Origin of the sequence: Prolixibacter bellariivorans ATCC BAA-1284, assembly GCF_000621705.1 — a bacterium.
Taxonomy (GTDB): domain Bacteria; phylum Bacteroidota; class Bacteroidia; order Bacteroidales; family Prolixibacteraceae; genus Prolixibacter; species Prolixibacter bellariivorans.
Window position 1 is genome coordinate 129,669 of the sequence record NZ_JHXO01000001.1, and the last position, 26,923, is coordinate 156,591.

A 26,923-nucleotide genomic window follows, 5' to 3' on the forward strand; every position below is an offset into this window, starting at 1 on the left:
TAATAGAAACAATATAAATTATTTGGTTTGCCTCCGGTTATGTTGTTTAGCATATGACCATCGTCTACATTTGTGATGATTTTTTTGCAACACAAATCATACATGGAATAATTTACTTAAAACAAGGACTTATGAGCAGTTTCATGAAAGCCTCGATTGGGCGGAAGTTTTTTATGAGCTTAACAGGACTTTTTCTGATTGTCTTCCTGTTTGTTCACCTCACATTGAACCTGTTCCTGACGTTTGACGACTCAGGAGTTTTGTTCAACGAGGCCGCACATTTCATGGCGACAAATCCAATTATTAAAATAATGGAACCAGTCCTGGCACTTGGTTTCGTTATCCACATTATTTGGTCGGGATGGATCACCCTTGAAAATATGAAGGCGAGACCGAAGGGGTACCAGGCCGGCGACAATCTGTTGAAGTGGTATGCTCCGGCAAAGAACATGTTTATTCTGGGAGGCATGGTTCTGATTTTCCTGATTATCCACCTTTTCAACTTTTACGTAAAGATGCGTTTCACCGGCGACCCGCTGCTGAATCAACCGGGACCGGGGCTGGAAGACGGCGTTCATAACTCATACGCATTGGTAGCCAACCTCTTTATTCACTACCCGGTTTACGACATCATTTACATTATCGGAGGTATCCTGGTCGGACTCCACATTTCGCACGGCTTTTGGAGCGCTTTCCAAACCATTGGCCTGAATAACAGCAATTGGATGAAAAGACTGAAGTTTCTGGCTCACCTGGTGGCTTTCATCATTGGTGCCGGATTCGCATACATCCCGCTGTATTTCCTCATTAAGTTTTAATTGAACCTTAAAGACATTTAAGACATGAGCAACATAGATTCCAAAATACCTGAAGGCCCGTTGGCCGAAAAGTGGTCTCGTCATAAAGCTGCTATACGCGTAGTAAGTCCTGCCAACAAACGGAAACTCGACATCATTGTTGTGGGTACCGGCCTGGCCGGAGCATCAGCTGCTGCATCGCTGGGCGAACTGGGATACAATGTAAAAGCATTCTGTTACCAGGATAGTCCACGCCGGGCTCACTCCATTGCCGCACAGGGCGGTATTAACGCTGCCAAAAACTACCAGAACGATAACGACTCCGTTTATCGTCTGTTTTACGATACCATCAAAGGGGGTGACTATCGTTCCCGCGAAGCAAACGTTCATCGTTTGGCCGAAGTTTCTCCAAATATCATTGACCAGTGCGTAGCACAGGGTGTCCCATTTGCCCGCGAATATGGTGGTAACTTAGCCAACCGTTCATTTGGTGGTGTACTGGTAAGCCGTACATTTTACGCCCGAGGACAGACCGGCCAGCAGTTGCTGCTGGGTGCCTACTCTGCCCTCAACCGCCAAATTGACGCCGGAAGCGTGGAAATATTTGCCCGTCATGAAATGCTTGACGTCGTAGTTATCGACGGGAAAGCCCGTGGGATTGTTGCCCGCGACCTGACAAACGGCGAAGTCAAACGCTTTGGAGCACATGCTGTGGTATTGGCAACCGGAGGTTACGGCAATGTATTCTTCCTGTCGACCAATGCTATGGGATGTAACGGTTCTGCCGCTTGGCAGGCATACAAGCGTGGCGCTTACTTCTCCAATCCTTGTTACGTACAGATTCACCCGACCTGTATTCCGGTTCACGGTTCGCAGCAATCGAAACTGACACTGATGTCCGAATCACTGCGTAACGACGGACGGGTTTGGGTTCCGAAGAAAAAAGAAGATGCTGAACGCCTACGCAAAGGCGAAATCAGTGCAAACGATATCAAAGATGAGGACCGCGACTTCTACCTGGAGCGCCGTTATCCGTCATACGGTAACCTGGTTCCCCGCGATGTTGCATCGCGTGCAGCCAAAGAACGTTGTGATGCCGGTTTCGGTGTGAATGCTGAAGGCAAAGCCGTTTTCCTCGATTTTAAATATGCCATTGAGCGTCTGGGTCGCGATACGATTGAGAAACGCTACGGTAACCTTTTCCAGATGTATGAAAAGATTACTGACGTGAATCCCTATGAAAATCCGATGCAGATTTATCCGGCTATTCACTACGCCATGGGCGGAACCTGGGTTGATTACAACCTGATGACTTCCGTTCCCGGATTATATTCCATTGGCGAAGCTAACTTCTCCGATCACGGTGCCAACCGCCTGGGTGCTTCTGCATTAATGCAGGGACTGGCCGACGGTTATTTCATCCTGCCTTACACCATTGGTGATTATCTGGCTGGTGAAATTATGGTTCCGAAAATCGATACCAATGCTCCCGAATTTGAAGAGGCCGAGAAGAATGTAACCGGCCGGTTAGAAAAACTCTACAACATCAAGGGTGATCAGCCGGTGGATTACTTCCACAAAAAACTGGGCCACATCATGTGGGAATATGTGGGTATGTCACGTAACGAAGAAGGTCTGAAAAAGGCTATCGAAGAAATTGCCGAACTCAAAAAAGAGTTCTGGAGCAATGTGCGCATCCCCGGTGAAATGAACAACATCAATCCTGAACTCGAAAAAGCCGGCCGTCTGGCCGATTTCATCGACATCGGTGATTTGATGGCACGCGATGCACTGAACCGCAACGAGTCATGCGGTGGTCACTTCCGTGAAGAATCAGTAACCGAGGATGGTGAAGCCAAACGTAACGATGAAATCGGTTGTTATGCTTCCGCCTGGGAATTCCAGGGCGAAGACAAAGAGCCGGTTATGCATCGTGAAGAACTGGTATTCGAGAACGTGAAACTCACCCAGAGAAGTTATAAATAAGAGTTAAGTACCCGTATCCGGAAGCACATTATCCGAATACATCTTACTTAAATCTAAATAATTAAGAAAATGGCTGATAAAATCTTAAAGAAAATATACGTCAAGGTTTGGAGGCAAAATAATCCCTCCGATAAAGGTCGGTTCGAAACGTACGAGGTGGAGAATATTTCACAGGGTAGTTCGTTCCTCGAAATGATCGACATCCTGAACGACCAGCTTATTCGTGAAGGCAAAGACCCGATTGCTTTCGACCACGATTGCCGCGAAGGTATTTGTGGTATGTGTTCCATGTACATCAATGGTCATGCGCACGGACCAGACAGCGAAATTACCACGTGCCAGCTGCACATGCGGAAATTCGAAGATGGCGAAACCATTACCGTTGAACCATGGCGTGCCGGTGCATTCCCGGTTATCAAAGACTTGATTGTTGACCGGGTAGCATTCGATAAAATTCAGCAGGCTGGTGGTTATGTTTCAGTGAATACAGGCGGTGTACCGGATGGAAATACCATCCCGATTGCACAGGTTGATGCTGAAGAAGCCATGGACGCAGCTGCTTGTATTGGTTGCGGTGCCTGTGTGGCTACCTGTAAAAACTCGTCCGCTATGCTGTTTGTGGCGGCCAAAGTATCGCAGTTTGCCAAACTTCCGCAAGGAAAAGTAGAGGCCAAACGTCGCGCGAAAGCTATGGTAGCCAAAATGGATGAGCTCGGATTTGGTGGTTGTACCAATACCGGTGCCTGCGAACTGGCCTGTCCGAAAAATATTTCTATTTCGCATATCGCCCGATTGAACCGGGAATATTTGAAAGCGAAATTCTCTGATTAACAAATCACTCTAAAGCAAGCAATAGATGAAAGGCTTTCCATTACGGAGAGCCTTTTTTCGTTTTTTCACCCATCTGTTTCTAAAGTTATTGTTAAACCCTTCAGCGAATATTGAATTCCATTTCATTTTTTATAACTTCGCTCACATCCCACAATTTCAATCATAACAATAGCTTGCTCATGCCTTATCGCAGATTACCCAACACTGACCAGGCCCGCTTGCGGGCTTTAAAGGCTGCAACCGACATCGCCCTCCAGAAGTCGATTGACGACCTGGCTTTTTCTACAGCCACGTTAGCCAAAGCACGCGCCTTTTTCCCGGGCTTCGAAAGTGCTATTCTACAACTAAAACAGGCCAAAAAACAGCAATCGGCCAATAGCCGAAAATATAACGAAGTGGTGAAGAAAGCGCGGCTCTATGTCTCACACTTTATTCAGGTACTCAATTTCTGCATCCTTAGAGGCGAAATTAAGCCCGAAGTACGGGAATTCTATGGTATGGATACCCAAACCCAAAAATTACCGTCATTAATCCTTGAATCGGATTTGCTGGAGTGGGGCAAAAAAATTATCGATGGCGAACAACAGCGAAGCATGCACGGTGGAAGTCCTATTTACAATCCCGGCATCGCCGTTGTAAAAGTCAAGTACGACCAATTTGCCGATGCGTATCACTTCCAGAAGACACTTCAAAGCAATACGGCGCGCTGGTCGGAGAAAGTCGCCGAAATGCGCCACGAAGCCGATGAATTGATTCTGAACATCTGGAACGAAGTGGAACTGCACTACGGGCATTTTTCTGACGAAGAAAAGCGCATCAAAGCACAGGAATACGGTGTGATTTATTTTTTCCGCCCCAGTGAGAAGAAGAAGATGGAAGCCGACAAAATGCAGAAAAACCTTTCCTTTTAATCAGTCGGAGGGTTCGGCTCTTCCGAAGTAGTCCATAACTCTCCGGCTCCGCGAACCTGCACGTAAAACGAGCGCAACAGTACCATCACGAAAATAAGGCTAAGGATTGCAAGATACGTTCCCTGACCATCCGGTGTACCAACTTTTTCGAGGCTGGAACCAACCACTCCTTTATCAACCAGGTAAGACAATACAACCGCTGAACCGTTATTCACAAAGTGGCCAATCATCGGAATCCATAGTGAGCCGCTCCATTCGAGGAGGTAACCAAACAAGGCTCCAAGCATCATTCTTGGTAAAAATCCGAAGAATTGCATATGCAGCGCACTGAACAAGGCTGCACTCAACCAAATCGCTAAATGTGCATTCTGCGTCCAGTCTTTCAGGATACGTTGCACGATTCCTCTGAAAAGCAACTCCTCTCCGATGGCCGGCAGTAATCCAATCATAAACAGATTAAAGAACATCCCACCTAAACCATCAACATGCAGAAAGGCTTTGGTAATCTGGTCGGCCTGATCTTCAGAAGCTTTCATCCAGTCCTGAACGCCGGAAAGCCAGTCGGGTAACTGCAAGCCTGAATTAAATTCAGCCATCCAGTTAATCATCGGTGTGGCAAAATAAACCAACACAACAACCAGAATAACACTTTTGAGTGTAGTTATTTTGTCGAGATGCAGATAACCAATCGGACGTTCGCTTAGTACCCAGGCAATAATGAATGGCGGAATGACAAAAATTCCAATGGCTTGTACCGTCTGGAAATATTTCATCAGGGTAACTCCTTGCGGAGAAGAAAAATCGGTCATCACAGCACCCATATCGCCTATGCTCAAATGGAATATCGGGATAGCCATCAAAAATCCGGCAAAAAGTGCCAATACGGCTAAAACAACTACTACCAGCGTAGCAAACATCAGCTGGGTAAACGGACCTGAGGTACGTAACAATCGGAATCTCACTTGTATCTGTTTAAGAAATGATTATCAACATTCAATGAATTCATGGCAAAGTTAATATTCGAACGCAAAGCTCACGCTGAATTCAAGTTAATGAAACTGAATTTCGGCTAATATTGTTCCGGAATATTGCCGAACAAATAATTTTTATATTTGCACGCAAATTTTAAAAAACTGGTATTGTGAAGATTGGGGAACTCGAACTGGGCGAAATGCCATTGTTTTTATCACCGATGGAAGACGTGACTTACAAGTCGTTCCGGTATATCTGCAAAAAATACGGAGCCGATGTGATGTCAACCGAATTCATCTCTTCCGAAGCGCTCATCCGTGACGTGAATAAAACCATGCGGAAAATGACGCTTTTCGAGTTCGATCGCCCCATTGCCATCCAGATTTACGGCGCCAATATCGATTCGATGGTCGAAGCTGCCAAGCTTGCAGAAACCTTCCAGCCCAACTACATCGATATCAATTTCGGCTGCCCAATGAAAAAAATCGCTGGCAAAGGCGCCGGTTCCGGCTTGCTTCGCGACATTCCCAAGATGATTGAGATGGCCAGCCAGATTGTGAAAGCGGTCAATCTTCCGGTAACGGCAAAAACCCGTGTGGGCTGGGACGACAACGACAAACCCATCGTCGAGGTCTCCGAACGGCTGCAGGATGTGGGAATTCAGATGTTGGCCCTTCACGGACGTACCCGCCAGCAACTGTACACCGGTGAGGCTGACTGGGAAATGATTGGAAAAGTGAAGAGCAATCCGCGTTTTAAAATTCCCCTTATCGGGAATGGTGATATCAATGGGCCGGAAAAAGCAAAAAAAGCGCGTGATATTTCAGGAGTTGATGGATTGATGATTGGACGTGGGGCCATCGGTCGTCCCTGGATTTTCCGCGAAATCAAGCATTATTTCCAAACCGGAAAAATGTTGCCGCCTCCTACTGTCCCCGAAATTGTCGAGGTTATCAAAGAGCAAATGGAACAATCACTTTCGTGGAAAGAGTACGAAAAGCAAGCCATTTGGGAGATGCGCCGCCACTTTGCCCGCTATTTCCCGGGTGTCCCCGATTTCCGGGAGTTGCGGATAGCGCTCCTCCGGGCAGAAGAACATGCCCACGTACTGGAAATACTCGACCAGATTGTCGACAAATACAAGGACACACCTGTCGATTACACCAACATGAGTCTGAAATAGAATTGTTTGGCATTCCCGATGATTTGCCTATATTCGTTTCATGCGACTGCGAGATTTTACGAAATATTACTCTCCGTCCTCCTTCCGGGAAAAGCTGAAAATGTATGGAGGAAAAGCGGGACTAAAAGTAGTCTATCCGGCTTTACTGCTATACTACATGCTGAATGACCCGGACATTTCGTTGAAGAACAAGTTATACCTCGCCGGCGCATTGGGCTATTTCATTTTCCCCGCCGATGCCATTCCGGATTTTGCCCCGCTGATTGGCTTTACCGACGACATCAGCGTTCTTTTTCTGACACTCTCCCTGCTCAAAGAGAGCATTACAGACAAACATCGGGAACAGGCAAGTGAAAAGTTAAAGAAATGGTTTAATAATTATTCAAAAAAAGAGTTGAAGGCGATTGAAACCAGCTTCTAATTTTAATTATTTATTCTTCACAGTCTTCTTATTATAAATACCTTATCGCATCTTATAATAACTAATAGATTAATTTCATCTATTTCTATCTTATTGAAAATAATATTGTTGCTGATTAATCGAAAATTTGGTCTTTTGTCTTGCGAAATCCTCTGATTTTGATGGGTTCTTCGTTATTCAACTCAACAATCGCATAATTGTTATTTTCCAATCCGTCTCCATCCACCACAGCTTTTAAGGTGTAGTAAAAAATGCCATTGATTTCTGAGAAACTTCCTTTGTGGTAATGTCCCTGGAAAACAGCTTTCACTTTTCCCGAATCTTCCAAAATCCGGCGTACTTCATCTGCATTCACCGGACAATGCCTTTTGTCCGGAACCTTTGTCGAATCGAGCTGATGATGAATAAAAACAATAACCGGTTTGCCCGTTAACGCCAAATCGGTCTTTAGCCACTCCAGTTGCCGATGAGGAACATAAGCCTTTGTCCAATCAAAGTCGCCGTGATCGTAATCGGAACCATCCGGCGAGTAGTTGGCGTCCAGCACTACAAAATGATAGCCATGGCTGGAGAATGAGTAATAGTTGAGCGAATCGTACTGACCTTCATTCGTAATGTGATCAAGAAATTGGATTTTGGAAAGGCTGTCCATGTCATGGTTACCCAGCACGTGAAAAACCGGTCCGTCGAAATCCTGCAACTCCGACTCGATAGCAGCCAGGTAACTCAGCGTTTCACTTTCGTCCGGCGGATCGCCCTGATCCTTCAGGTCGCCAATTTCAATCAGAAAATCCACTTTCTCACGATTCATTACCTCGACACACTCGCGCACCTTCTGTAACGATTGGCGGTAATAGCGACCACTTTCCAGGTTCGGATCGCGATCGGCATAATGAATGTCGGTTAAAATCCCGAAACGGAGCGTTCTCCGCTTTCTTCTGCCAAAAGCAAATGAGGGAAACGAAATTCCGGCCAGGACTGATAATGTGGTTGCCATAAAACGTCGGCGATTAATGGTGTGATTCATCTGAAGAAACTCTATGATAACGTTCTAAAATTACAAAACCCCTGAATTAATCTTAAATTTGAGCGGAATTAAAATCCCCATTTATGCTCAGCTTGCTCAATTCCTTTCATCTCACTACACTGCATTGGATTTTGATTGCCTTGTGTGGAATGCTAATCGGTATGTCCAAAACCGGCGTCCCGGGCATGTCAATGATTGTGGTTCCTATCCTGGCCTCCATCTTCGGAGGAAAACAGTCAACCGGAGTACTGCTCCCGATTCTCATCATGGCTGATGTATTTGCTGTAAGTTATTACCACCGACATGCCAATTGGAAACACCTTCTTCGGGCACTACCGTGGGCGTTGGCAGGTGTACTAATTGCGTTGTGGGTTGGTGAGAAAGTGAATGACCTGCAATTCAAACGACTGATCGCGATCACCATCTTTGTTTCGGTGGGGATTATGCTTTGGCGTGATCGCGTGGCGAAAAAAGAATCCATCCCCGATTCTCCCTGGTTTGCAGCATTAATGGGATTGGCAGGAGGTTTTGCCACCATGATTGGCAACGTGGCCGGCCCAATATTCGCCGTCTACCTATTGGCCTTGCATCTTCCAAAGAAGGTTTTCATTGGTACCACGGCCTGGTTCTTTTTCATCGTCAATTTGTCGAAGTTCCCACTCCATGTGTTTGTTTGGAAAACCATACATTGGCCAACACTCCTGATTGATTTGCTTGTTCTTCCTGCCATAGCAGCCGGAGCTTTCCTGGGGATTACAGTCGTGAAAAAAATACCGGAATCAACCTATCGCTGGTTCGTTATCATCATCACGATAGCTTCCGCGCTGTTAATTTTCATATAATTCTATTTATCAACACTTTAAACAGATACAGTTGAAGTCTTAAATGAGATATTTACTCCAATAAGATTTCCCGAAAAGGAATCGGATTTCAATACTTGTATTAAAAATTAAAATAGAATAAACTAATAAATTTTAAAACAATAAATTAACTATTTAAATCGTTATCTAAAATCACGGTTCTTTTGTGGAAAATCGAGAGGAAAAACCGGAGTATAATCTTCCACGTTGTCAGCCAGGCAATCTTCGCATCATTTTTCTGATTCTTTAGAATTTCCTCGGCAAGAAAAGGAGCCACTGTTTCGACCCTGTCAGCCAGAATGTTGAATATCCTGATGCTTTGCTGATGGCCTTCCGGATTCTTTTTTACTGAATCGAATAGCAAATCGGTGACTACCATGCCCGGACTTAAGGTTCCTAGCAAAACCTTTTTTTCCTCTATTCCCTTTGCAAAACTACGCGTGAAATAACGAACAGCCCGTTTCGTAGTCCCATACAGAGTCATGCCCGGCATCATCCGCCCATCGCTCCCAAAACCTTCCATATTGTATATTGCTCCGTGCCCCTGCTGCTTCATGTGTAAATATGCGACACGGGTTCCGTTCATCACCCCGAGCAGGTTGGTTTGAACCACCTCGCTAATTTCTTGCGGATGAATATGATGGAATAACTCATCGGATTGACCGATTCCCGCATTGTTGATCCATATATCAACGGGTTTCCAGAGTGATGCTTTTAACCACAACTGATCGATGCTGCGGGGCGTTGTAACATCGACCACAAACCCAGATACTTTTTCCGGGCCAAACTCCTGTTGCAGTCTCCAGGCAACAGCATTTACCGATTCCCGGTGTCTCCCGGAAACGGAAACAAAATGTCCCATAGCGAGAAATGCCCGGGCTAACCCTAACCCGATTCCACGCGTGGAACCAGTAATCACAATATGTCTGGAATTCATGATAAAGCGTTCTTGATAAACAAAATGTAAAGAAACAAAAAAGGCCGGCTTCCAAAGAAACCGGCCCTTATAAGCTTCACATTTTCTTATCTCTTATTTACATCACCACCGCTGGAACTGTGCGTATTGATGGATGTAGGTGTGCCTTTGTAATAAATATCAGCGCCGCTGCTCGCGTGTGCTTCAAAATTTCCGTTTACCGTCAAACGGATATCGGAACCGCTGGAAGCTTCAGCAGTACAATCTTCAGCAGTCAAATCATATGCATTAATGTCCGAACCACTGGAAGAATCGGCATGGAAATTTTTTGCTTTTCCTCTCAAAGTCAAATCACTGCCGCTACTGGTTCCTCCGGATAGTTGATCGGCGTATACCTCCATCTTCACATCTGAACCACTGGAAACACCAATCTCCAGCGAACTAACGGTTAAACCGGTCTGACTGACAACATCGGAACCAGCGGATGCTCTCAGCTCCTTCAGGTCCTTAACCGTGACATGCACCTTCATGGCCTTTGCATTCCGGATGGATTTATCGACATATAATTTCAACCGGTTACCATCGACTTTGGTCATAATGATATCCTGCAAATTTTCATCGGCCTCAACGACAACGGATTCATTATCTCCCTGTGAGATATACAAATCGAGACCGCTGCTGACGGAGATTTCATCAAATCCGGTCAGGTGACGATCGACTTTCACTACATTTCCATTTCCTTTCACTCCTCCCCAGTTCCAGAAAGACTGGGCCGAAAGCGAAAATGAAACAAGCATCAGCGAAAGCGTAAAAACGGATAACAGAACTTTGTTTTTCATGCTTTATAAGATTTGGTATGGTTCATTCTTGAACAAAAAAATATTCATATTAAAAAGACGACTTCATTTTGCGAAGGTTGCATTCAATTTTCCTCCAGCGCTTTTTACTAAATCTTTTCTCCTAAGATACAGGACAACCATCATCATAATCGATAAATAGAGTATGAAAATCCAAAATGGCTTCATGCTGCCGGTAAACTCAGGCAAAAGCAGCAGGTAATTAAAAGCCATATTTGCGCTGATATGCGCCAGAATTGATGTCAGTACGCTTCGTGTATAATAATAAATCCACCCGATAAAAAAGGAACCCAAAACGACCCACAGCAAGAAAACCAGGAAGTTCATCTGCAAAGGGACTCCCGTTCCGATCAGATACGCTGGAAAATGCCAGAACCCCCATATGAACCCGAGTATTATTGCTGATGAGAATAAACTGAATCGATTCATCAATCGTGGTAGTAAGAATCCTCTCCAGCCATACTCCTCTCCCAATGCGATTAATACGATAATAACCATTTGGGGCATCAGCTGCGAAGTTCTCAAACTAAACTTTGCAAGTTCGAAATCCAAAGAGGTAAGCACAGCCAACGAAGCAACAAGGGGAATTCCAACCAGGGAAATGAGCAGCCATCTGAACTTCGTTTTCCTAATCATTTGTTTAACAAATAATTCAACAACTCCTTTCTTCCCTTTGTTGATTGCAGTATAAATAAGAGCAAGAACTGACGGAATGAAAACAGATAATATGGATAGATTGGAATTGTCTGTCTTGTAAGCGACAAAACAAATTAACGAACTCAGGAGTATCGCCGTTACGGAGAATACTATAATCTCTTGTTTTTCCAGTCTATTCATGCTTTACTTGATTCTGAAGAGACGAAAATTACTTCTGTTTTCGGTGATTAGGTTGTCAAGTAACTCATTCAATCTCTTTATGATTTGATTTACCCATCACATTATTGTGATATGACGCTTAAACCTCTATCTTGGTTACACACTGAGCAAACTTTAATAAGCGGGCAAAAATTCAATAATGAACCGGCTTAAGACAAAATGTCAGAAAAATGGCCATATCGTCTACTCAAGCTTAAGAAACAGTAATAAACTAACTTACTGCATTTTATTCATTCTTTTATGGTGGTATAAACACATCTCTCCGCCGAAGGATAGAACAACTGATTGATTGGTTCGGCTTTTGATCGATGAATAACCGGAAAGGCTATTTCTGCCAACAACGCTCACATAGGAAGAATACATTATGAATGATCAGGAGATAACGCAAAAGTACAACGAGATTTGTCAGTTACTTGCTTCGCGGAAGCTGAAACCCGCATTCGACCTGCTGGAACAGCTGATTACGGAAACCGGAGCGGGTGATTTTCGCGACGAATACCACAACCTCGAGCAGACATACAAATACATGCTGCAGTACACGGTCGAAGGGATTAACGACCCCGAAAGACAGAAGGTCTACCGCCATTTGCTTGTCTCGACTTTCGAGCTGGCCGATAAGGTGACCGAAACCCTGAGGATGCGTTTTTCCAACCTGTTTCCTTACCAGAAGAAAAGAGGCTTTGCGGGACTATACATCGAAAATCTTTCGGAAACACTCCAGGAAATTGAAGAGTTCCACGTGCATAACGAGCTGCAGTCATTGATTGATGAATCGATTTCGGCTCAGCCGGGAAATGAAAATGCAGCGCGCACCCACCTGGAAAAACTGAATTACGTTTTCTATCATTTCTGGTTCCGGGACTTACTAACCGATGATGAAATGAGCTTTGCCCGGAATTTCCTTTCCGGCGAAAGCATTCCGGTTCACGAAAAAGCCTTGTTTGCAACAGCACTCACATTCAGTCTGGCCCGGTATTTCGATGAGCAGAAATTCAATTTGCTCTTTGAAGTTTACGATACCACCGACGAACTGGTTCGTCAGCGGGCATTGGTTGGCCTGATGCTTACATTGTACCAGTACGATTTGCGCCTTCCCTTCTTTACCCAGATTACCGGCCGGCTGGCTATTCTGAACGAAGATCCCGAATTCAAGCGGTTGTTCGAAAAAGTGATTCTACAGTTTATCCGAAGCAAGGAAACCGAGGAACTCCAACGTCGCCTGCAGGACGAAATTCTTCCGGAAATGATGCGATTGAGTCCGAACCTCCGGAACAAACTGAACATGGACAACCTGATGGGCGAAGGAATGATGGACGATAAAAACCCGGATTGGCAGGATATTTTCAGCGAATCGCCCGGTTTGATGGACAAAATGGAAGAGTTATCGGAACTGCAAATGGAGGGTGCCGATGTGTTCATGGGCTCTTTTTCCATGTTGAAGAATTTTCCGTTTTTCAGTGAGTTTGTAAATTGGTTTATACCCTTTTTCCCGCAGCATCCCGAAATCAGTGGTATCACCGGAGACAAAGGCGACGAAGCGACCAACACTTTTATGGAAGCCATCGTCAAATCGCCGATGCTTTGTAACTCCGATAAATACTCGTTCTGCCTGAGTTTGCAAAACATTCCGAATGAATACAAAGAGATGATGTCGGGTTCGCTCAAGGCGGAAATGGACCAGATGGAGGAATTGCAACAAGATGAGATGGCCGTTTCGCCGAACAAAGCTGCTGAAGTGGCTTCCAATCAATACATCCAGGATTTATACCGCTTCTTTAAACTGCATCCCAACCACACCGATTTCGAAGATGTGTTCGCCTGGCGGCTCGATTTTCACAACAAAAACACGTTCCTGCCCCTTTTACAGGAAGATTTGGGAATTCTTCGGAAAATGGCCGAATTCTATTTTGCCAAGAATTATTTCGATGAGGCATCGGAAATTTATCTCATGCTGTTGCAGGAAAACGAAGATGGCGAGCTTCTCCAAAAAGTGGCTTTTTGTTACCAGAAAACCGGCAATTACGAGGAAGCGCTTAAGTATTATCTGAAAGCCGACTTATTCGATGTCAATAAAATCTGGAACCACAAGAAAATTGCGCTTTGTTACCGTAACCTGAAGGAACCGGAAAAAGCGTTGGATTACTACAAACAAGCCGAGATTCTGGAACCCGATAATCTGAGTACGCACATCTCTGTTGGGCATTGCTACATGGAGCTAAAAAAATACGAAGATGCTTTAAAGTATTATTTTAAGGTGGAGTATTTATCTCCTGGAAACAAAAATGTTTGGCGCCCCCTTGCCTGGTCATCATTGCTCGTTGGTAAGCTGGAGCAATCGGAGAATTATTATCGGAAACTGATTGACGGTTCGCCCAACAAATACGATCTGATGAATATGGGACATGTGCAATGGTGCCTCGGTAACCGGAAAGAAGCTTTGGAATGGTACCGGAAGAGTATCCGGAACAAAGAAAACTCGGAAGCGGAATTTATGGCTGCTTTCGACGAAGATATAGAACACTTACTCAAACAGGGAATTGATCCGGAAGATGTTCCGATTATGCTCGACCAGTTGCGCTATTCACTTGAATCGTAAAATAATATGCCGCCACTTTCGCCGGCTTTTTAATGTAGTTCAATCGTTTCACTAATCAGGCGTAAACCTTCGAGCGTCAATTGTTGATCGACAACCCGGATGTATTTTGAAATGGGCGAAAGCACATTGGCCAAGCCGCCGGTAGCAATCACTTCAGGAAGTTTCCCCAATTCGTTCCGTGTCAAATCAATCAGATGATCCACTAATCCTGAATAGCCCAGCACAATACCTGATTGCAGCGCATGAACCGTATTCTCTCCGAGTACCGAAGGTGGTGGTGTTAAATGCACCGAAGGCAACTGAGCGGTATTTCCGGTTAACGATTTAATGGCTGTTTTTAATCCCGGAGCGATGGAAACACCCAGGATTTCCCCATCATCCGAAATAGTGGTAAGTGTCAAAGCCGTTCCAAAATCGACAACGGTACACAACGAACCAAACCGCTTGTAAGCAGCCATTGAGTTGGCAATCAAATCGGTTCCGATTTCGTATGGATTGAGGACTTTCAGAGGAAGCATCGGGTAAATCTCCGGACCAACGATCAACGGTTTCACGCTAAACAACGAATCCATCATCTCGGTGAAAGCCCGTAAAAGCTGAGGAACTACGCTGCTGACCACAATCCGGTCGACTTTTTCGACATAATCGATAGAGTTCGTCAACAAGGAACGGAAAATGACTTCGTATTCGTCAGCGGTTTTATCGGCTACCGTTAAGATGCGCCATTCATTCACCCATTTTTCACTATCGTGAATACCAAAAACAATGTTCGAATTGCCAATATCGATTGCCAGCAGCATGTTTTTCAGTTTTAATATTCATGACGAAACTACACCATCCCGGCATTTTTTGAAACTTTTCACGTCAGATATTACACGATTCCACAGGAAATAACGCTGGCTTCATCTTCCGGTAAACCGAATGCGCTTTCTTTGTATCAGAAATTGAAACGCTATGGATGGAAAAAAACGTTCAAACATCAGGGCCGGATTGCATGTTTCCATTGTTCTGAAAAAAGACCAGCGAACCGGTAAACGCACCGAAGGAGTTGTGAAAGATATTCTGACCAACTCACCCACACACCCACATGGCATTAAAGTGCGGTTAACTTCGGGAGATGTAGGTCGTGTTCAGGAAATTTCACCGGATTAACTTTCCGCACCAAGATTGATTAGCGCATGTTTAGCAAGGCAATTAAAAAATACCTTCAACAGGAACAACTGAATCGTTTTGATTTAAAGGCCGTTTTCTTCGACATGGATGGCGTATTATATGATTCGATGGGACATCACGCGGCATCATGGACAAAAGCTTTCACCGAAGCAGGTATTCATTTTCATGAAGAACTGGCTTACCTGAATGAAGGTAGAACCGGTTCCTCAACGGTTTTAACGGCTGTAAAAGAAGCACAAAACCGGACAGCAACCGACGAAGAAATCCAGGCAATTTACCGTCGAAAGACGGAAATACTGCATACTATGCCGCGTGCTCTTCCCCTGGAAGGGATGAAAAACCTATTGGAACAGGTAAAGACTGCAGGTCTCGATATCTGGATTGTGACCGGCTCATCGCACATGCGGTTTATTGACAACCTGAAAGTAGATTTCCCCGATTTGATTGATCCCGATCATATCGTTAGCGGAAAGGATGTCAAACACGGGAAACCCAACCCCGAACCTTATCTGATGGCATTGAAGAAATCGCATTTAAAACAACATAATGCTATCGTGATAGAAAATGCGCCATTGGGAATTCAGGCAGCTAAAGGAGCCGGACTATTCACGGTAGCCATTAATTCCGGGATTTTGGATAATAAAATTTTGTCAGATGCAGGTTCTGATATGCTTTTTAATGATGAAAAAGAGCTGGCAAAAAACTGGGAGAAATTACTTTTTAGCATTCAAACATTTAACCAATAATCTGACTATTTGGTGGATGTTTTGCTCTGAGGTAATTTAAAATTTGAAATATTTTAACTTTCTTGGTAATAAATAATCTTAAAACCACGTTGTAGTAGAGAATTAGATGTTCAAGATGGTAATCATAAAAAATTATTATCTTCACTCTTTTCTTAAAATAATATTTTGAAAATTATTATACAGCGTTTCATCATCGCAATTGCGACTAAAACAAAATCAGGCAGACATGCAAAATCTTAAGGATCCCTTAATTTTCGTTGTTGAAGACAATCAGGTTTACAACAAACTGGTCGTTAGCTATCTTCGCTCAAAAAAATTCAACCGGGTAGAAAGTTATACCAGTGGTGAAGATTGTCTGAACGCCCTGGAGAAAAAACCCGATATCATTATTCAGGACTACTTGCTGGAGGGAATGAACGGAATTGATGTGCTAAAAGCCGCAAAAAAAGTGCATCCCGAAATTGAATTCATTTTCCTATCGGGACAGGACAGCATTGATGTCGCTATTAATACCATGAAATACGGTGCCTACGATTATATCGTGAAAGACCAGATGGCACTGAAAAAAATTGTCAATAAGATCACCAAAATTATCTCGGTACAACAACTGGTTAAGAGTAACAAACGCTACAAAATGGGCGTAACACTCTTCTTTGTTGCGCTGGTGGTCATTATCATACTCATTTTAAGTCTTACCGTATTCTTCCCAACGGAATTTGAGTGGTAAGATCCTATTTGCATGTATGTGATAACCCGCTGACGATCGTTACTCCGACGATTTTCAGCGGGTTATTTTTATGCAAAAATTTCCGGATTCACGATGGAAATATCTTTTCTTCCTGAAAAGAAACCGATAATATTTTGTGATGCTTCCCTCGCTGTTTCAATGCGCGTTTCGATGGTTCCGGTGGCATTGTGAGGGGTTAAAACCACATTCTCCATTTCAAAAAGCTCTTTGGTAATTTTCGGCTCTTCTTCGAATACATCCAGGCCGGCGCCGGCAATCTTTCCGTTTCGAAGGTATTTAACCAGCATTTTTTCGTCGATCACGGGTCCTCTCGCGGTATTGACCATAAAAACGCCATCCTTCATTTTTTGCATCCCTTTTTCGCCTAAAAGATGACGTGTTTCCTCCGTCAAAGGCGTATTCACCGAAATCACATCCGAACGCTCCAGTAGTTCGTCCATCGAGACATAGGTAGCATTGAGAGGCTTTTCCAGTGATGCATCCAGGCGATTGCGGTTGTTGTAGATAATTTCCATTCCTGAAGCCACAGCCCGGCGGGCCAAGGCTCTTCCGATTCGTCCCATGCCAATAATTCCAAGCGTTTTTCCGGTTAAACCGAAACCCAGGTTGCGCATCATTCCCCACTGAAAATCGGGATTCGTGCGCAAATTACGGTCGGTTTCAGCGATGCGGCGCATTGTAGCGAGCATTAATCCCAGGGCCATTTCAGCAGTTGGTTCGGTAACCGCGTTGGGCGTGTTGCAAACCGCGATTCCGCGACGGGTAGCCTCCGCCACATCGATGTTGTTGTAGCCGACTCCGAAATTGGCAATGATTTTCAATTTGGGGGCACGCGCCATCAGTTCAGCAGTTACAGGACGAATGAAAACCGATAAAACTGCGTCGCAATCCACAATTCGTTTTTCGATGTCAGCTGGAGTAAATTCTTCCTTTTCAGGATAAATGACATCAAATTTTTCTTCCAGTTCCCGGATGCCTTCTCTCGGAATCCGGTAGGTAATCAAAATCTTAGGTTTCATTTTCGGCTAATTGAAAAGTTATTTACTGTAAAGAAAAAATGCCCGACAAGCGGGCATTTCATATTCTGAACTTTAAGAATTATTTCATTGCACTAATCACATTATCCGGCGCCAGTAGTGCTTTGTACTTAGCAGGATTATGCAACAATTTTACTGCTGCTTGAATATCCGGATCATCACTCATGGATGCTTTGATGGCACCTTGCTGGTAATAGTAACGCGATACAATCTCGTCCCTCAGCAGGTCTTTGATATCACTGCTGAAACGATTCATATCCTGATCGATATTGGTTGACAAGTCTGCATGAAGCGTTTTAAATGCATCGGCAGCACCGTCATAGTATTTCTCTTTCTTTGCCGTTTTAATCAAATCCTGCAGAGCTTGTTCACTTTTCGACTCATAGGTAAAGTGATGACTTTTGACAAACTCTTTGAAATTATTGTAGATATCATCCGTGATTTTGAACTCACCTGCTGGTGCGATTGTCGGATGAGAGTTGGCAAACTGCGTGGCAAAATCAAATATCATAAACTTCTGAACCAGTTGTACCACCATGTTACTCAGGGTTTCCTGATCGATTTTCACATCGGGTGAAATGCCTCCACCGTCGAATACCGTACGACCATCTTTCGTGCTGAACTTGGAAATCAACGAATCGGGAATCGTTCCCACGCTTCCGTCCGGATTACGATGCGCATAATCAAGTGCCTGAATACAGCGACCACTGGGAATGTAATACTTAGCCGTGGTTACTTTCAGTTTTGAATTATAACTCAAATCGCGGGTAGTTTGAACCAACCCTTTTCCGAAAGTTCTTGTTCCCATAATAACAGCCCGGTCCAGATCCTGCATCGAACCGGTCACAATTTCAGCTGCAGAAGCAGATCCCCGGTTAACCAAAATAACCATCGGCATAATTGTATCCACTGGCTCTTCTGTTGCGCGATAAGTTTTGTCCCACTGCGCAACTTTTCCTCGTGTGCTGACAATTTCCTGTCCCTGATTAACAAACAAATTGGCAATTTTCACCGCTTCCACTAACAAACCACCTGGGTTTCCACGCAAGTCGAATACCAGCTTTTTGGCACCTTTATTATTACGAAGGTCGAGCAATGCTTTTTTCACATCGTCGCCGCAATTGGCGGTGAAACTCGAAAGGCGGATGTAGCCGGTGCTGTCATCCAGCATTCCATAATAAGGAACCGGATCAATCTGAATTTTTTCTCGAACAATATTTACCTCATAAGGCTTCTTCTCTCCGGGACGTTGCATCTTCAGTCGGATCGGCTTATTGGCCGGCCCTTTCAGCAATTCCGAAACATCCGAAACCTTCATATCTGAAGTCTTTTTCCCATCAACTTCCAGGAAAATATCACCGGCTTTCAAACCGTTTTTCTGAGCCGGAAAACCTTTGTATGGTTCAGCCACAACAATGCTATCACCATGCTTGCTGATAAGCGCTCCGATTCCGGCATACTCTCCCGTTGTCATAAAATTAAAGTCTTCCATCTCCGATTCCGGGATGTAAACGGTATAAGGATCAAGCGAGGCAAGCATGTCGTCAATACTCTCTTTCACCAATTTACCGGGGTCAATATCGTCCACATAGAAGAGATTCAGTTCCCTAAACAAGGTGTAATAGATATCCAGGTTCTTGGCAATCTGAAAATTCTTCTGATCACGATTAAATCCCCAGAAGGAAAAGGCCAAAACCAATACCAGTAAGGACGCCAGGCCCGTTTTCAGAATTCGTCTTTTTTTCATGTGCTCTTTGTTTTCTTTTCAAGGGTCAGATAGTCCCGGATAATACCGGATCCGCCATACTTTCAGCAATCTTCACTTACTATGAATTGCTTTTGGCCCGTCCCACTCGCAATATTTATATTTCTATTTAACGCATTTACATGATATCCCCTCCGTTTTACCTTTTTCCCGAAACGGAAAGTCATTGGATAACCAAATTGCCGGTAAATGATGGAATGGATTATCAATCTGTAATTTATTCCTCATTAAAATTGGAATCAAGCAAAGGTAATAAAACCAAAATTATCAATTGTTACATTTCTTGTTAAGAGATGTTATAACGCTCAGGTCCCTATTCACAAAGGATTATCCCGAATCACAAAATCACTGCGTACAGGTCAACTTCCTGATACCGCTATTTTTCACTTACTTTGAAACGGTTTTACTAACCAACTTGTTTTACGCGGTAAAAATTGTACAAATTTGGAAAAAGGATTGGTCATACGTTCAACAGGCAGCTGGTATTCAGTGAAAACGGAAAGCGGTGAGGTTATCGACTGCCGGATCAAAGGCAAATTCCGCATGAAGGGAATTCGTACCACCAATCCGGTGGCTGTTGGCGACAAGGTCAAATATACAGTTGAAGAGAATGAATCGCACAACGTAACAGGCGTTATCACTGACATCGAGGAACGGCGAAATTACATCATTCGAAAAGCCTCCAATCTTTCGAAGGAGAGCCAGATTATTGCCGCCAATATCGACCAGGCATTTCTGATTATTACCATTAAGGACCCCCTGACCCTTCCGGGGTTTATTGACCGCTTCCTGGTTACAGCCGAAGCGTACCGTATTCCGGCCAGTCTGGTCATTAACAAACTCGACATCTATAACGAAAAGGATTACCAGAAACTGGAAGAATATCTATGGACTTACGAGGAAATTGGGTATAAATGCTACCAGGTATCGGCAGAAAAAAATTTCAATATTGATACGCTCCGCGATGACATGCGGGGAAAAATCAACGTTTTGGCCGGACACTCCGGTGTTGGAAAATCAAGTATTATTAACCGCCTCGATCCGGAACTGGACTTGAAAACGGGTCAAATTTCGGATTATCACCGTCAGGGAAAACACACCACCACTTTTTCCGAAATGTTTGAAATGAATGGAGGCGGCTACCTAATTGACACACCCGGAATTCGCGGTTTTGGAGTAATTGATATGGAGAAGGAAGAGATTTCCCATTTCTTTCCCGAAATCTTCAAGTTACTGAAAGACTGTCGTTACCATAACTGCACACACATTCATGAACCTGGTTGTGCCGTCAAAGCAGCTTTGGAAAACGGCAAAATACCGGTAACACGCTATGAATCGTACCTTTCTATGGTATTAGGTGAAGACTCCAAGCACCGGCCCGATATCTGGAAATAAAACGTTGTTAAGTTACCTTACTGTTAAAATCATCACAAATTTTCATTCCGAAAGGAAAAAGCATTTGTTTTTTTAGATTATTAAGTTTTACTTTGACAACAAGAGAAAAAGATAAGTAATGAATAGATTTCAGAACAATAGCTTTTATTACTGGTTTTATTATTTCGGCCTCAATGAGGGGATCGACCGGTAAAGTATTGTCTGAATAGAAACGATATGAAACACAAGGTCCCCAAGTTGATTGGGGACCTTTTTTTATGTCTGCTTTTTTCGCAAATAACGAATTTAAGATATTATCAACCATGAATGTAACGATTATCGGACTTGGATTAATTGGTGGTTCCATTGCCAAAGACCTGAAACGAACTGGTTTTGCCACAGAAATTGTAGGCGTCGACAGTAATCCCGAACACGGGAAGCAAGCTGTTGAACTGGGTATTGCCGACCGTTATGAAGAGTTAGAAACTGCCATTAAGCAAACCGATGTAGTCGTTATCGCCATTCCGGTCGATAAGATTAAACTCGTTCTTCCGCAGGTGCTGGATTTAATTCCGGCCAATGCTACGGTTACAGATGTTGGTTCGACAAAGCGTGAAATTGTCACCGTGGTGCAAAATCATCCGAAACGAGGAAACTACGTGCCATCCCATCCCATGTCGGGGACGGAAAACAGCGGACCAATTGCTGCCATCGAGAATTTATTCGAAAACAAAATCTGTATCATTTGCGATCAGCAAAACTCGCGGCCGCAACATCTGGCACTTATCGAGAAGATGTATCAGTCCATCGGGATGTCAACAGCTTACATGACCAGCGATGAACAGGATCACAACACAGCTTTTGTCTCACATTTACCGCACGTTACCGCCTTCGCACTGGCCAACGCTGTTTTAGCCAAAGAAGACCGGAGCATTATTTTCGATTTGGCTTCCGGTGGATTTCGTTCCACCGTTCGGTTGGCCAAGAGCTCTCCGGAGATGTGGGGCCCTATTTTCAACCAAAATAGCGATTACATGGTGGAAGCCATCGAAGAGTATCAAAAGCATCTGGAAGCTTTTAAAAAGAGCATTCAGCATGAAAATACCGACGAAATGATGAAGCTCATCAAACATGCCAATGGCATTCGGACTATTCTCGACGGCGGTAATCAATCGATGATTAAAAATGAAAAAACAATAATTCAATTATTTACTCCTAAAAATTGACCCAATGGTTGCTGAATTGGATATCATGCCCATTAGCCACTGGCTGCCAAACATCGACAATCCCTTGCTGATTGCCGGTCCGTGTAGCCTCGAAACAGAGGAACAGGCGCTGGCTACCGCCCACGAACTGGCCAAAGACAAACGCGTATTTGTCTATCGCGGTGGCATATGGAAACCCCGTACCCGTCCCGGCTCTTTTGAAGGTGTTGGCTCAATCGGGCTTGAGTGGATGAAACGGATCAAAGAAGAAACCGGTTTACCGGTTGGAACTGAAGTGGCCAATGCCCAACACGTGGAAGAGTGCCTGAAGGCCGGCGTTGACGTGATGTGGATTGGAGCACGCTCAACAGCTTCTCCGTTTACCGTACAGGAAATTGCCGACGTACTGAAAGGTACCGACCAAACCGTTATGGTAAAGAATCCTGTCAATCCGGATGTTCAACTCTGGATTGGAGCGCTGGAGCGACTGAACCAGGCCGGAATTAAGAACCTCGTAGCTATTCACCGTGGTTTTACTCCCTTCCGGGAATCGAAATACCGGAACTATCCCAGCTGGAAAACAGTAATCGAGCTGAAGCGATTGCTCCCAAATCTCCCGATTATCGGCGATCCGAGCCACATTGCCGGAAAGCGTGAATACTTGCTGGAAATCTCACAGAAAGCATTTGATATGGGACTGGATGGCCTGATGCTTGAGTCGCACATCGATCCTTCGTGTGCCCTGAGTGATAAGGCCCAACAGGTAACTCCCGCTGATTTGGGTAAAATATTGGATGCCCTGGTTATCAAATATGCCAGCTCCGATGATCCGTTATTCGAAAATAAACTCGAAGAATTGCGCGGACGCATCGACCAGATTGACCACGAAATGATGGAAATTCTGGCTTCACGGATGGAATTGGTTAATCAAATCGGTGAGTATAAGAAGCAGAATAAAGTAACGGCGCTCCAGATTAATCGTTGGGCACAGATGATGGACGATCGCTCCAACCTGGCAGCTAAATTACATCTGGATGAGACATTTGTGAAAATTCTTTTCCAGTTGATTCACGAGGATTCGGTACGTCAGCAAACAGAATTGATTGAGAAGAAATAACCTGTTCACCTGTCAATTATTAACACGGGCCCCAAAGCACCTATCACGCTTATGCCCGTGTTTTTTATGCTTTTTTTTCAGTGTTGGTGCGGTTAGTCAATTCCTTTTTAAGGCGGTTAATCGCTTTTTTTACACTTCCTTCTATCTTCCGATAGCTTAGCGGTTCTTTTCCCACATAAATAAACATAACGGCCACTTGCTGACCGGTTGTACTTAAATATTCATGCAACTCATGTTTTTGTAACCGATAAGCTTCGCGTATCCTGCGTTTTAAGAGGTTTCGCTTCACGGCACGTTTGAAGTTTTTCTTCGGCACAGTAAAGCCCACCTGAACAGGCGTGTCACCATCCAGAGCTTCCGGAGTATAATAAACTACCTTTACCGGATAAGTGAGAAAGGACTGCCCCGATTCAAACATCGTTCCGATGAGCTTCCGGCTGCAAAGCCGCTCTTCTTTATGAAAAGTATAACGTACCATGCGTTTTTTTCGGTACAAAAAAGGGGGAATAACCATCCCCCTTTCTCTCCGAAGCTATCTTTTAAAGCTTGGCTTTATTTCTTGTTGTTAAATTCCTTCACGTATTTCTCCAATGCCATCGTCATCGAGGGAGCATCCGGGACCGGAGCTTCGATATCGAGTTTCAGACCAGCCTCACGAACCGCCTTGGCAGTGGATGGACCAAAAGTAGCAATCTTGGTATCATTCTGCTTAAAATCAGGGAAGTTCTGCAGTAATGACTTAATGCCTGACGGACTGAAGAAAACGAGAATGTCATAATTCACATCTTTCAAATCCGAAAGATCGCTGCTTACCGTACGATACATGACCGCCTTGGTGTACTTCAGCTTTGCTTTATCCAGTAATTCAGGAATTTCTGCCTTATGGATATCGGAAAGCGGGATAATGTATTTTTCATCCTTATGTTTCTTAAGGATGTCAACCAAATCGGCAAATCTTCCATTGCCGTAAAAAATCTTTCTCTTCCGGTAAACGATATATTTCTGAAGGTAGAAGGCGGTCGCTTCTGAAATACAGAAATACTTCATCGAATCAGGAACAGTAATGCGTAATTCCTGAGCAATACGGAAAAAGTGGTCGATAGCGGTTCTACTCGTAAAGATAACCGCCGTGTGATCCAGAATCTGTATACGCTCTTTTCTAAAATCTTTTGAAGATATCCCTTCTACCTGAATAAACGGACGAAAGTCAATCTTCAAATGGTTTTTCTCAGCGAGATCTTTGTAAGGAGATCGAGCTGAAGTAGGTTCTGGTTGCGATACTAAAATGCTCTTGATCTTCAATTTTTCAAGATTTTTTGGGTGAAAAGCGTTTGCGCCTGGTTTATACCTGCCCGAAAATGAGCTTATAAACCAAAAGCAACGGAAAAATTTCAAGGATACAAAGGTACAAAATCAAATAGAATATAGAAATACCATTTCGTAAGGCCACTAAAGCTCCCCGGATCAATGATGTTGTATAGAGAAGCGCGCTAATGGAGATTCCTGCTACAAACATAATCTTTGACCATTCGTGAGCCAAAGATGTCACAATTATGATTGGTAACAGAAAAATTCCTAACGCTTTGGTATATATTCCGTAATTGAAAAACACTTCCGAAATCACAGGACTTCTCATAAATAACGCACCGCTTAGATGATATAAAATCATCTTTCCAATCCCATAAGCTCCCAACAATACAAAATATGCCATCAACAGTTTGTAGCCACCCAGGCCGAGCCAGGTAAAACTACCGTCGTGATTGGAGAGCTGGTAAACAAAAATAGAAGTCACCACCAGAGACATGACATCCAACCGGAAAGAACCATGGGAAATTTTATATCCGCGTTCGCGGAAAAGCCGGCTGGCTGTCGAATAGTTTATCAAACTCGTCATCAGGTGATTGAGGTATTTACCGAAAACCAACCGAACCGATGCAAAAAGGATTAATGCCACCAAAATAACTCCCAATAACCAATCCTGCCGGACGGAAACAAATTCCTTTCCTTCCTTTCCCATCGGAATCATCGGCAACTCAGTTGTCAGCGTGTCTTGATGCAGGGTATCCCGAACAACCGTCAGCGAATCAATCTGGAGTGAATCCTGGTGGACAACCAACGTATCGTTGGCCTGAGCTTGCTGAGCGGCCTGAATTGAGTCTTGTTTCTGCTGTGCTTTTATTCTGGCTTGACGCGCTGCCCGGGCCTTCCTCCTGGCAGCCTGTTCTGCCTGTGCATTCGCGATGGAATCCCTGATAGCCATCTGTCTGAATATTCTGGCCGCAGCTGTATCGACTACCGTCTGGCTCTGAACTTTCAGAACCGGCTTGGCAGTATCCTGATGCGTTTCTGTTTGAATCGGTTGCACCAGCGAATCTACTCGCAGAGAATCACTTTGCTGACTTTGTAATAAAGGGGAAATCACCATAAAATTAGGCACTTTTCAGGCTCTGCAAAGATATAAAATATTGGATTACGCAATGCAATCTCACATTTTTCGATTTGATTCGTCAAAAGTTGATCGATGCCCGCTAATCCTCTTTACTTTTGCAGAATGAATACAGAGAAAAATCCTATCAGCATCTACATGGCTCCCTTGCAGGAGTATACCGATGCCGTATACCGGAATGCACATTTTCGCCTCTTTGGTGGAGTGAATAAATATTTCGCACCGTACCTGGTGCTTCAAAACGATGGCTCCGTAAAAAAATCCACCTGGCGGGATATCCTTCCGGAAAATAACCCAAACGTTTTACCGGTTCCGCAGATCCTGGCCGGAACATCCAATGAATTTGCAACATTAGCAAATAAGATTCACGAATTGGGCTACCGCGAAATGAACTGGAACCTGGGCTGTCCGTACCCTATGGTCACCCGACGTGGCCGGGGATCGGGCCTGCTACCCCATCCCGGTAGAATCAGGGAAATTCTTGATAAAGCATTCACTCTTCCGGAAATCAACCTTTCGGTGAAATTGCGGGCCGGACAGGAATCGAAAGATGAACTCTTCCCGGTTTTGGAGGTGCTCAACGATTTTCCGGTAACGGAAATCATCCTCCATCCACGCATCGCCAAAGACTTGTATAAAGGCGAAGCCGACCGGAAGTTATTCGCGGAAGCGAAAGAAATTTGCCAGCATCCGCTTATTTACAACGGTGATATTACGACGGCAGATGATGCAACGAATTTTACCGAACAGGAAAACATTTCCACCATCATGATTGGACGCGGAATCCTGCAGAATCCCTTTCTGGCTGGTGAAATAAACGGGACTTCTGTTCCTGACCCAAAAGAAAAAAATCAGCTACTCCGGGAATTTCATGCGGAAGTTTATTCTGCTTACGCTGAAAGGCTAAACGGTTTTAGTCACCAGCATATGCGGATGATTAAGTTTTGGAGCTATTTCAGCGAAAACTTTCCGGAACCGAGAAAAGCAATGAAGAAAGTGAAAAAAGCAACTTCCGATGCGAAATACGACGCGGCAGTCGGCGAAGCGTTTCGTCAATTCGAATGGTAAAAACAGAGAAT

Annotated in this window: 27 protein-coding genes; 15 read left to right on the forward strand and 12 right to left on the reverse strand. The window is 44.2% G+C overall.

What is annotated here, in order from left to right:
• The first annotated feature begins 131 nt into the window (after positions 1 to 131).
• The 4 genes from T426_RS0100580 (at position 132) to T426_RS0100595 (ending at position 4,525) form a co-directional block, all read left to right on the forward strand.
• Positions 132 to 818 (forward strand): succinate dehydrogenase cytochrome b subunit, encoded by a 687-nt coding sequence (locus T426_RS0100580; protein WP_025862594.1) that lies wholly within the window; start codon positions 132 to 134, stop codon positions 816 to 818.
• 24 nt (positions 819 to 842) lie between these two features.
• Complete coding sequence (locus T426_RS0100585) at positions 843 to 2,783, forward strand: fumarate reductase/succinate dehydrogenase flavoprotein subunit (RefSeq protein ID WP_027585144.1); 1,941 nt, start codon at positions 843 to 845, stop codon at positions 2,781 to 2,783.
• A 69-nt stretch (positions 2,784 to 2,852) separates the two neighbouring features.
• Positions 2,853 to 3,614, forward strand: a complete 762-nt coding sequence (locus T426_RS0100590; protein ID WP_025862595.1) for a succinate dehydrogenase/fumarate reductase iron-sulfur subunit — start codon at positions 2,853 to 2,855, stop codon at positions 3,612 to 3,614.
• A gap of 179 nt (positions 3,615 to 3,793) precedes the next feature.
• Positions 3,794 to 4,525 carry a hypothetical protein gene (locus tag T426_RS0100595; RefSeq protein ID WP_025862596.1) on the forward strand — a complete coding sequence of 244 codons (732 nt, stop codon included), beginning with the start codon at positions 3,794 to 3,796 and terminating at the stop codon, positions 4,523 to 4,525.
• On the opposite strand, the gene T426_RS24810 is transcribed toward T426_RS0100595, so the two are convergent.
• Positions 4,522 to 5,487, reverse strand: a complete 966-nt coding sequence (locus tag T426_RS24810; protein ID WP_148303640.1) for a CPBP family intramembrane glutamic endopeptidase — start codon at positions 5,485 to 5,487, stop codon at positions 4,522 to 4,524. The genes T426_RS0100595 and T426_RS24810 overlap by 4 nt on opposite strands.
• A gap of 179 nt (positions 5,488 to 5,666) precedes the next feature.
• On the opposite strand from T426_RS24810, the gene dusB reads away from it, so the two are divergent.
• Positions 5,667 to 6,680 carry a tRNA dihydrouridine synthase DusB gene (gene dusB, locus T426_RS0100605; RefSeq protein WP_025862598.1) on the forward strand — a complete coding sequence of 338 codons (1,014 nt, stop codon included), beginning with the start codon at positions 5,667 to 5,669 and terminating at the stop codon, positions 6,678 to 6,680.
• Between the two features lie 40 nt (positions 6,681 to 6,720).
• Positions 6,721 to 7,101: a YkvA family protein gene (locus tag T426_RS0100610; RefSeq protein ID WP_025862599.1), complete on the forward strand. Its 381-nt coding sequence runs from the start codon at positions 6,721 to 6,723 to the stop codon at positions 7,099 to 7,101.
• Between the two features lie 115 nt (positions 7,102 to 7,216).
• Here the strand turns inward: T426_RS0100610 and T426_RS0100615 are convergent, their stop codons facing one another.
• Positions 7,217 to 8,098 carry a metallophosphoesterase gene (locus tag T426_RS0100615; RefSeq protein ID WP_081782324.1) on the reverse strand — a complete coding sequence of 294 codons (882 nt, stop codon included), beginning with the start codon at positions 8,096 to 8,098 and terminating at the stop codon, positions 7,217 to 7,219.
• Between the two features lie 113 nt (positions 8,099 to 8,211).
• Between T426_RS0100615 and T426_RS0100620 the strand changes: the two genes are divergently transcribed.
• Positions 8,212 to 8,970 carry a sulfite exporter TauE/SafE family protein gene (locus tag T426_RS0100620; RefSeq protein WP_025862601.1) on the forward strand — a complete coding sequence of 253 codons (759 nt, stop codon included), beginning with the start codon at positions 8,212 to 8,214 and terminating at the stop codon, positions 8,968 to 8,970.
• Positions 8,971 to 9,115: 145 nt separating this feature from the next.
• Here the strand turns inward: T426_RS0100620 and T426_RS0100625 are convergent, their stop codons facing one another.
• The 3 genes from T426_RS0100625 to T426_RS0100635 all read right to left on the reverse strand — a co-directional run bounded on the left by T426_RS0100625 (position 9,116) and on the right by T426_RS0100635 (position 11,598).
• The gene (locus tag T426_RS0100625; protein ID WP_025862602.1) at positions 9,116 to 9,925 is read right to left on the reverse strand and encodes an SDR family NAD(P)-dependent oxidoreductase; all 810 of its coding nucleotides are present in this window, start codon (positions 9,923 to 9,925) and stop codon (positions 9,116 to 9,118) included.
• Between the two features lie 86 nt (positions 9,926 to 10,011).
• Positions 10,012 to 10,743, reverse strand: coding sequence for a head GIN domain-containing protein (locus T426_RS0100630; RefSeq protein WP_025862604.1), 732 nt, complete (start codon positions 10,741 to 10,743; stop codon positions 10,012 to 10,014).
• 63 nt (positions 10,744 to 10,806) lie between these two features.
• Positions 10,807 to 11,598 carry a CPBP family intramembrane glutamic endopeptidase gene (locus T426_RS0100635; RefSeq protein ID WP_025862605.1) on the reverse strand — a complete coding sequence of 264 codons (792 nt, stop codon included), beginning with the start codon at positions 11,596 to 11,598 and terminating at the stop codon, positions 10,807 to 10,809.
• A gap of 403 nt (positions 11,599 to 12,001) precedes the next feature.
• Between T426_RS0100635 and T426_RS0100640 the strand changes: the two genes are divergently transcribed.
• The gene (locus T426_RS0100640; protein ID WP_025862606.1) at positions 12,002 to 14,233 is read left to right on the forward strand and encodes a tetratricopeptide repeat protein; all 2,232 of its coding nucleotides are present in this window, start codon (positions 12,002 to 12,004) and stop codon (positions 14,231 to 14,233) included.
• Between the two features lie 29 nt (positions 14,234 to 14,262).
• Here T426_RS0100640 and T426_RS0100645 read toward each other — a convergent pair whose 3' ends face one another.
• Positions 14,263 to 15,033: a type III pantothenate kinase gene (locus T426_RS0100645; RefSeq protein ID WP_025862607.1), complete on the reverse strand. Its 771-nt coding sequence runs from the start codon at positions 15,031 to 15,033 to the stop codon at positions 14,263 to 14,265.
• A 154-nt stretch (positions 15,034 to 15,187) separates the two neighbouring features.
• Between T426_RS0100645 and T426_RS0100650 the strand changes: the two genes are divergently transcribed.
• The 3 genes from T426_RS0100650 to T426_RS22305 all read left to right on the forward strand — a co-directional run bounded on the left by T426_RS0100650 (position 15,188) and on the right by T426_RS22305 (position 16,879).
• The gene (locus tag T426_RS0100650; RefSeq protein ID WP_025862608.1) at positions 15,188 to 15,385 is read left to right on the forward strand and encodes a YwbE family protein; all 198 of its coding nucleotides are present in this window, start codon (positions 15,188 to 15,190) and stop codon (positions 15,383 to 15,385) included.
• A 26-nt stretch (positions 15,386 to 15,411) separates the two neighbouring features.
• On the forward strand, positions 15,412 to 16,152 hold the full coding sequence (locus T426_RS0100655) for an inorganic diphosphatase (protein WP_025862609.1): 741 nt from the start codon (positions 15,412 to 15,414) through the stop codon (positions 16,150 to 16,152).
• A 226-nt stretch (positions 16,153 to 16,378) separates the two neighbouring features.
• Positions 16,379 to 16,879: a response regulator gene (locus tag T426_RS22305; protein WP_025862610.1), complete on the forward strand. Its 501-nt coding sequence runs from the start codon at positions 16,379 to 16,381 to the stop codon at positions 16,877 to 16,879.
• A gap of 68 nt (positions 16,880 to 16,947) precedes the next feature.
• Here T426_RS22305 and T426_RS0100665 read toward each other — a convergent pair whose 3' ends face one another.
• Together T426_RS0100665 and T426_RS0100670 are read right to left on the reverse strand one after the other, a co-directional pair.
• Positions 16,948 to 17,919 (reverse strand): NAD(P)-dependent oxidoreductase, encoded by a 972-nt coding sequence (locus tag T426_RS0100665; RefSeq protein ID WP_025862611.1) that lies wholly within the window; start codon positions 17,917 to 17,919, stop codon positions 16,948 to 16,950.
• Positions 17,920 to 17,998: 79 nt separating this feature from the next.
• Complete coding sequence (locus tag T426_RS0100670; protein WP_025862613.1) at positions 17,999 to 19,684, reverse strand: S41 family peptidase; 1,686 nt, start codon at positions 19,682 to 19,684, stop codon at positions 17,999 to 18,001.
• A 462-nt stretch (positions 19,685 to 20,146) separates the two neighbouring features.
• Here T426_RS0100670 and rsgA point away from each other — a divergent pair, with 462 nt between their 5' ends.
• Positions 20,147 to 21,097: a ribosome small subunit-dependent GTPase A gene (rsgA, locus tag T426_RS0100680; RefSeq protein WP_027585145.1), complete on the forward strand. Its 951-nt coding sequence runs from the start codon at positions 20,147 to 20,149 to the stop codon at positions 21,095 to 21,097.
• A gap of 7 nt (positions 21,098 to 21,104) precedes the next feature.
• On the opposite strand, the gene T426_RS0100685 is transcribed toward rsgA, so the two are convergent.
• Positions 21,105 to 21,401, reverse strand: coding sequence for a hypothetical protein (locus tag T426_RS0100685; RefSeq protein ID WP_025862614.1), 297 nt, complete (start codon positions 21,399 to 21,401; stop codon positions 21,105 to 21,107).
• Between T426_RS0100685 and T426_RS22310 the strand changes: the two genes are divergently transcribed.
• Together T426_RS22310 and T426_RS0100695 are read left to right on the forward strand one after the other, a co-directional pair.
• Complete coding sequence (locus T426_RS22310) at positions 21,400 to 22,302, forward strand: prephenate dehydrogenase (RefSeq protein ID WP_025862616.1); 903 nt, start codon at positions 21,400 to 21,402, stop codon at positions 22,300 to 22,302. The two genes, T426_RS0100685 and T426_RS22310, sit on opposite strands and share 2 nt — an antisense overlap.
• A 4-nt stretch (positions 22,303 to 22,306) precedes the next feature.
• The gene (locus T426_RS0100695; RefSeq protein WP_025862617.1) at positions 22,307 to 23,398 is read left to right on the forward strand and encodes a chorismate mutase; all 1,092 of its coding nucleotides are present in this window, start codon (positions 22,307 to 22,309) and stop codon (positions 23,396 to 23,398) included.
• 64 nt (positions 23,399 to 23,462) lie between these two features.
• Here T426_RS0100695 and rnpA read toward each other — a convergent pair whose 3' ends face one another.
• The 3 genes from rnpA to T426_RS0100710 all read right to left on the reverse strand — a co-directional run bounded on the left by rnpA (position 23,463) and on the right by T426_RS0100710 (position 25,823).
• Positions 23,463 to 23,876: a ribonuclease P protein component gene (gene rnpA, locus T426_RS0100700; RefSeq protein ID WP_025862618.1), complete on the reverse strand. Its 414-nt coding sequence runs from the start codon at positions 23,874 to 23,876 to the stop codon at positions 23,463 to 23,465.
• A 74-nt stretch (positions 23,877 to 23,950) separates the two neighbouring features.
• Entirely contained in the window at positions 23,951 to 24,700 is a 750-nt protein-coding gene (locus T426_RS0100705; RefSeq protein WP_025862619.1) for a uroporphyrinogen-III synthase, read from the reverse strand.
• Between the two features lie 40 nt (positions 24,701 to 24,740).
• Entirely contained in the window at positions 24,741 to 25,823 is a 1,083-nt protein-coding gene (locus T426_RS0100710) for a DUF4271 domain-containing protein (protein WP_025862620.1), read from the reverse strand.
• 126 nt (positions 25,824 to 25,949) lie between these two features.
• On the opposite strand from T426_RS0100710, the gene T426_RS0100715 reads away from it, so the two are divergent.
• Positions 25,950 to 26,912, forward strand: a complete 963-nt coding sequence (locus T426_RS0100715) for a tRNA dihydrouridine synthase (protein ID WP_036985331.1) — start codon at positions 25,950 to 25,952, stop codon at positions 26,910 to 26,912.
• Positions 26,913 to 26,923 lie beyond the last annotated feature (11 nt).

Coding starts and splice junctions, on each gene's coding strand:
- T426_RS0100590 (WP_025862595.1), top strand. CDS start 2,853: ATGGCTGATAAAATCTTAAAGAAAATATACGTCAAGGTTTGGAGGCAA.
- T426_RS0100645 (WP_025862607.1), bottom strand. CDS start 15,033: ATGCTGCTGGCAATCGATATTGGCAATTCGAACATTGTTTTTGGTATT.
- T426_RS0100640 (WP_025862606.1), top strand. CDS start 12,002: ATGAATGATCAGGAGATAACGCAAAAGTACAACGAGATTTGTCAGTTA.
- T426_RS0100585 (WP_027585144.1), top strand. CDS start 843: ATGAGCAACATAGATTCCAAAATACCTGAAGGCCCGTTGGCCGAAAAG.
- T426_RS0100625 (WP_025862602.1), bottom strand. CDS start 9,925: ATGAATTCCAGACATATTGTGATTACTGGTTCCACGCGTGGAATCGGG.
- T426_RS0100695 (WP_025862617.1), top strand. CDS start 22,307: ATGGTTGCTGAATTGGATATCATGCCCATTAGCCACTGGCTGCCAAAC.
- T426_RS0100580 (WP_025862594.1), top strand. CDS start 132: ATGAGCAGTTTCATGAAAGCCTCGATTGGGCGGAAGTTTTTTATGAGC.
- T426_RS0100665 (WP_025862611.1), bottom strand. CDS start 17,919: ATGAAACCTAAGATTTTGATTACCTACCGGATTCCGAGAGAAGGCATC.
- T426_RS0100595 (WP_025862596.1), top strand. CDS start 3,794: ATGCCTTATCGCAGATTACCCAACACTGACCAGGCCCGCTTGCGGGCT.
- T426_RS0100610 (WP_025862599.1), top strand. CDS start 6,721: ATGCGACTGCGAGATTTTACGAAATATTACTCTCCGTCCTCCTTCCGG.
- T426_RS0100615 (WP_081782324.1), bottom strand. CDS start 8,098: ATGGCAACCACATTATCAGTCCTGGCCGGAATTTCGTTTCCCTCATTT.
- T426_RS0100670 (WP_025862613.1), bottom strand. CDS start 19,684: ATGAAAAAAAGACGAATTCTGAAAACGGGCCTGGCGTCCTTACTGGTA.
- T426_RS22305 (WP_025862610.1), top strand. CDS start 16,379: ATGCAAAATCTTAAGGATCCCTTAATTTTCGTTGTTGAAGACAATCAG.
- T426_RS0100620 (WP_025862601.1), top strand. CDS start 8,212: ATGCTCAGCTTGCTCAATTCCTTTCATCTCACTACACTGCATTGGATT.
- T426_RS0100685 (WP_025862614.1), bottom strand. CDS start 21,401: ATGGTTGATAATATCTTAAATTCGTTATTTGCGAAAAAAGCAGACATA.
- T426_RS0100630 (WP_025862604.1), bottom strand. CDS start 10,743: ATGAAAAACAAAGTTCTGTTATCCGTTTTTACGCTTTCGCTGATGCTT.
- T426_RS0100710 (WP_025862620.1), bottom strand. CDS start 25,823: ATGGTGATTTCCCCTTTATTACAAAGTCAGCAAAGTGATTCTCTGCGA.
- T426_RS0100635 (WP_025862605.1), bottom strand. CDS start 11,598: ATGAATAGACTGGAAAAACAAGAGATTATAGTATTCTCCGTAACGGCG.
- T426_RS0100655 (WP_025862609.1), top strand. CDS start 15,412: ATGTTTAGCAAGGCAATTAAAAAATACCTTCAACAGGAACAACTGAAT.
- T426_RS22310 (WP_025862616.1), top strand. CDS start 21,400: ATGAATGTAACGATTATCGGACTTGGATTAATTGGTGGTTCCATTGCC.
- T426_RS0100650 (WP_025862608.1), top strand. CDS start 15,188: ATGGATGGAAAAAAACGTTCAAACATCAGGGCCGGATTGCATGTTTCC.
- T426_RS0100715 (WP_036985331.1), top strand. CDS start 25,950: ATGAATACAGAGAAAAATCCTATCAGCATCTACATGGCTCCCTTGCAG.
- rnpA (WP_025862618.1), bottom strand. CDS start 23,876: ATGGTACGTTATACTTTTCATAAAGAAGAGCGGCTTTGCAGCCGGAAG.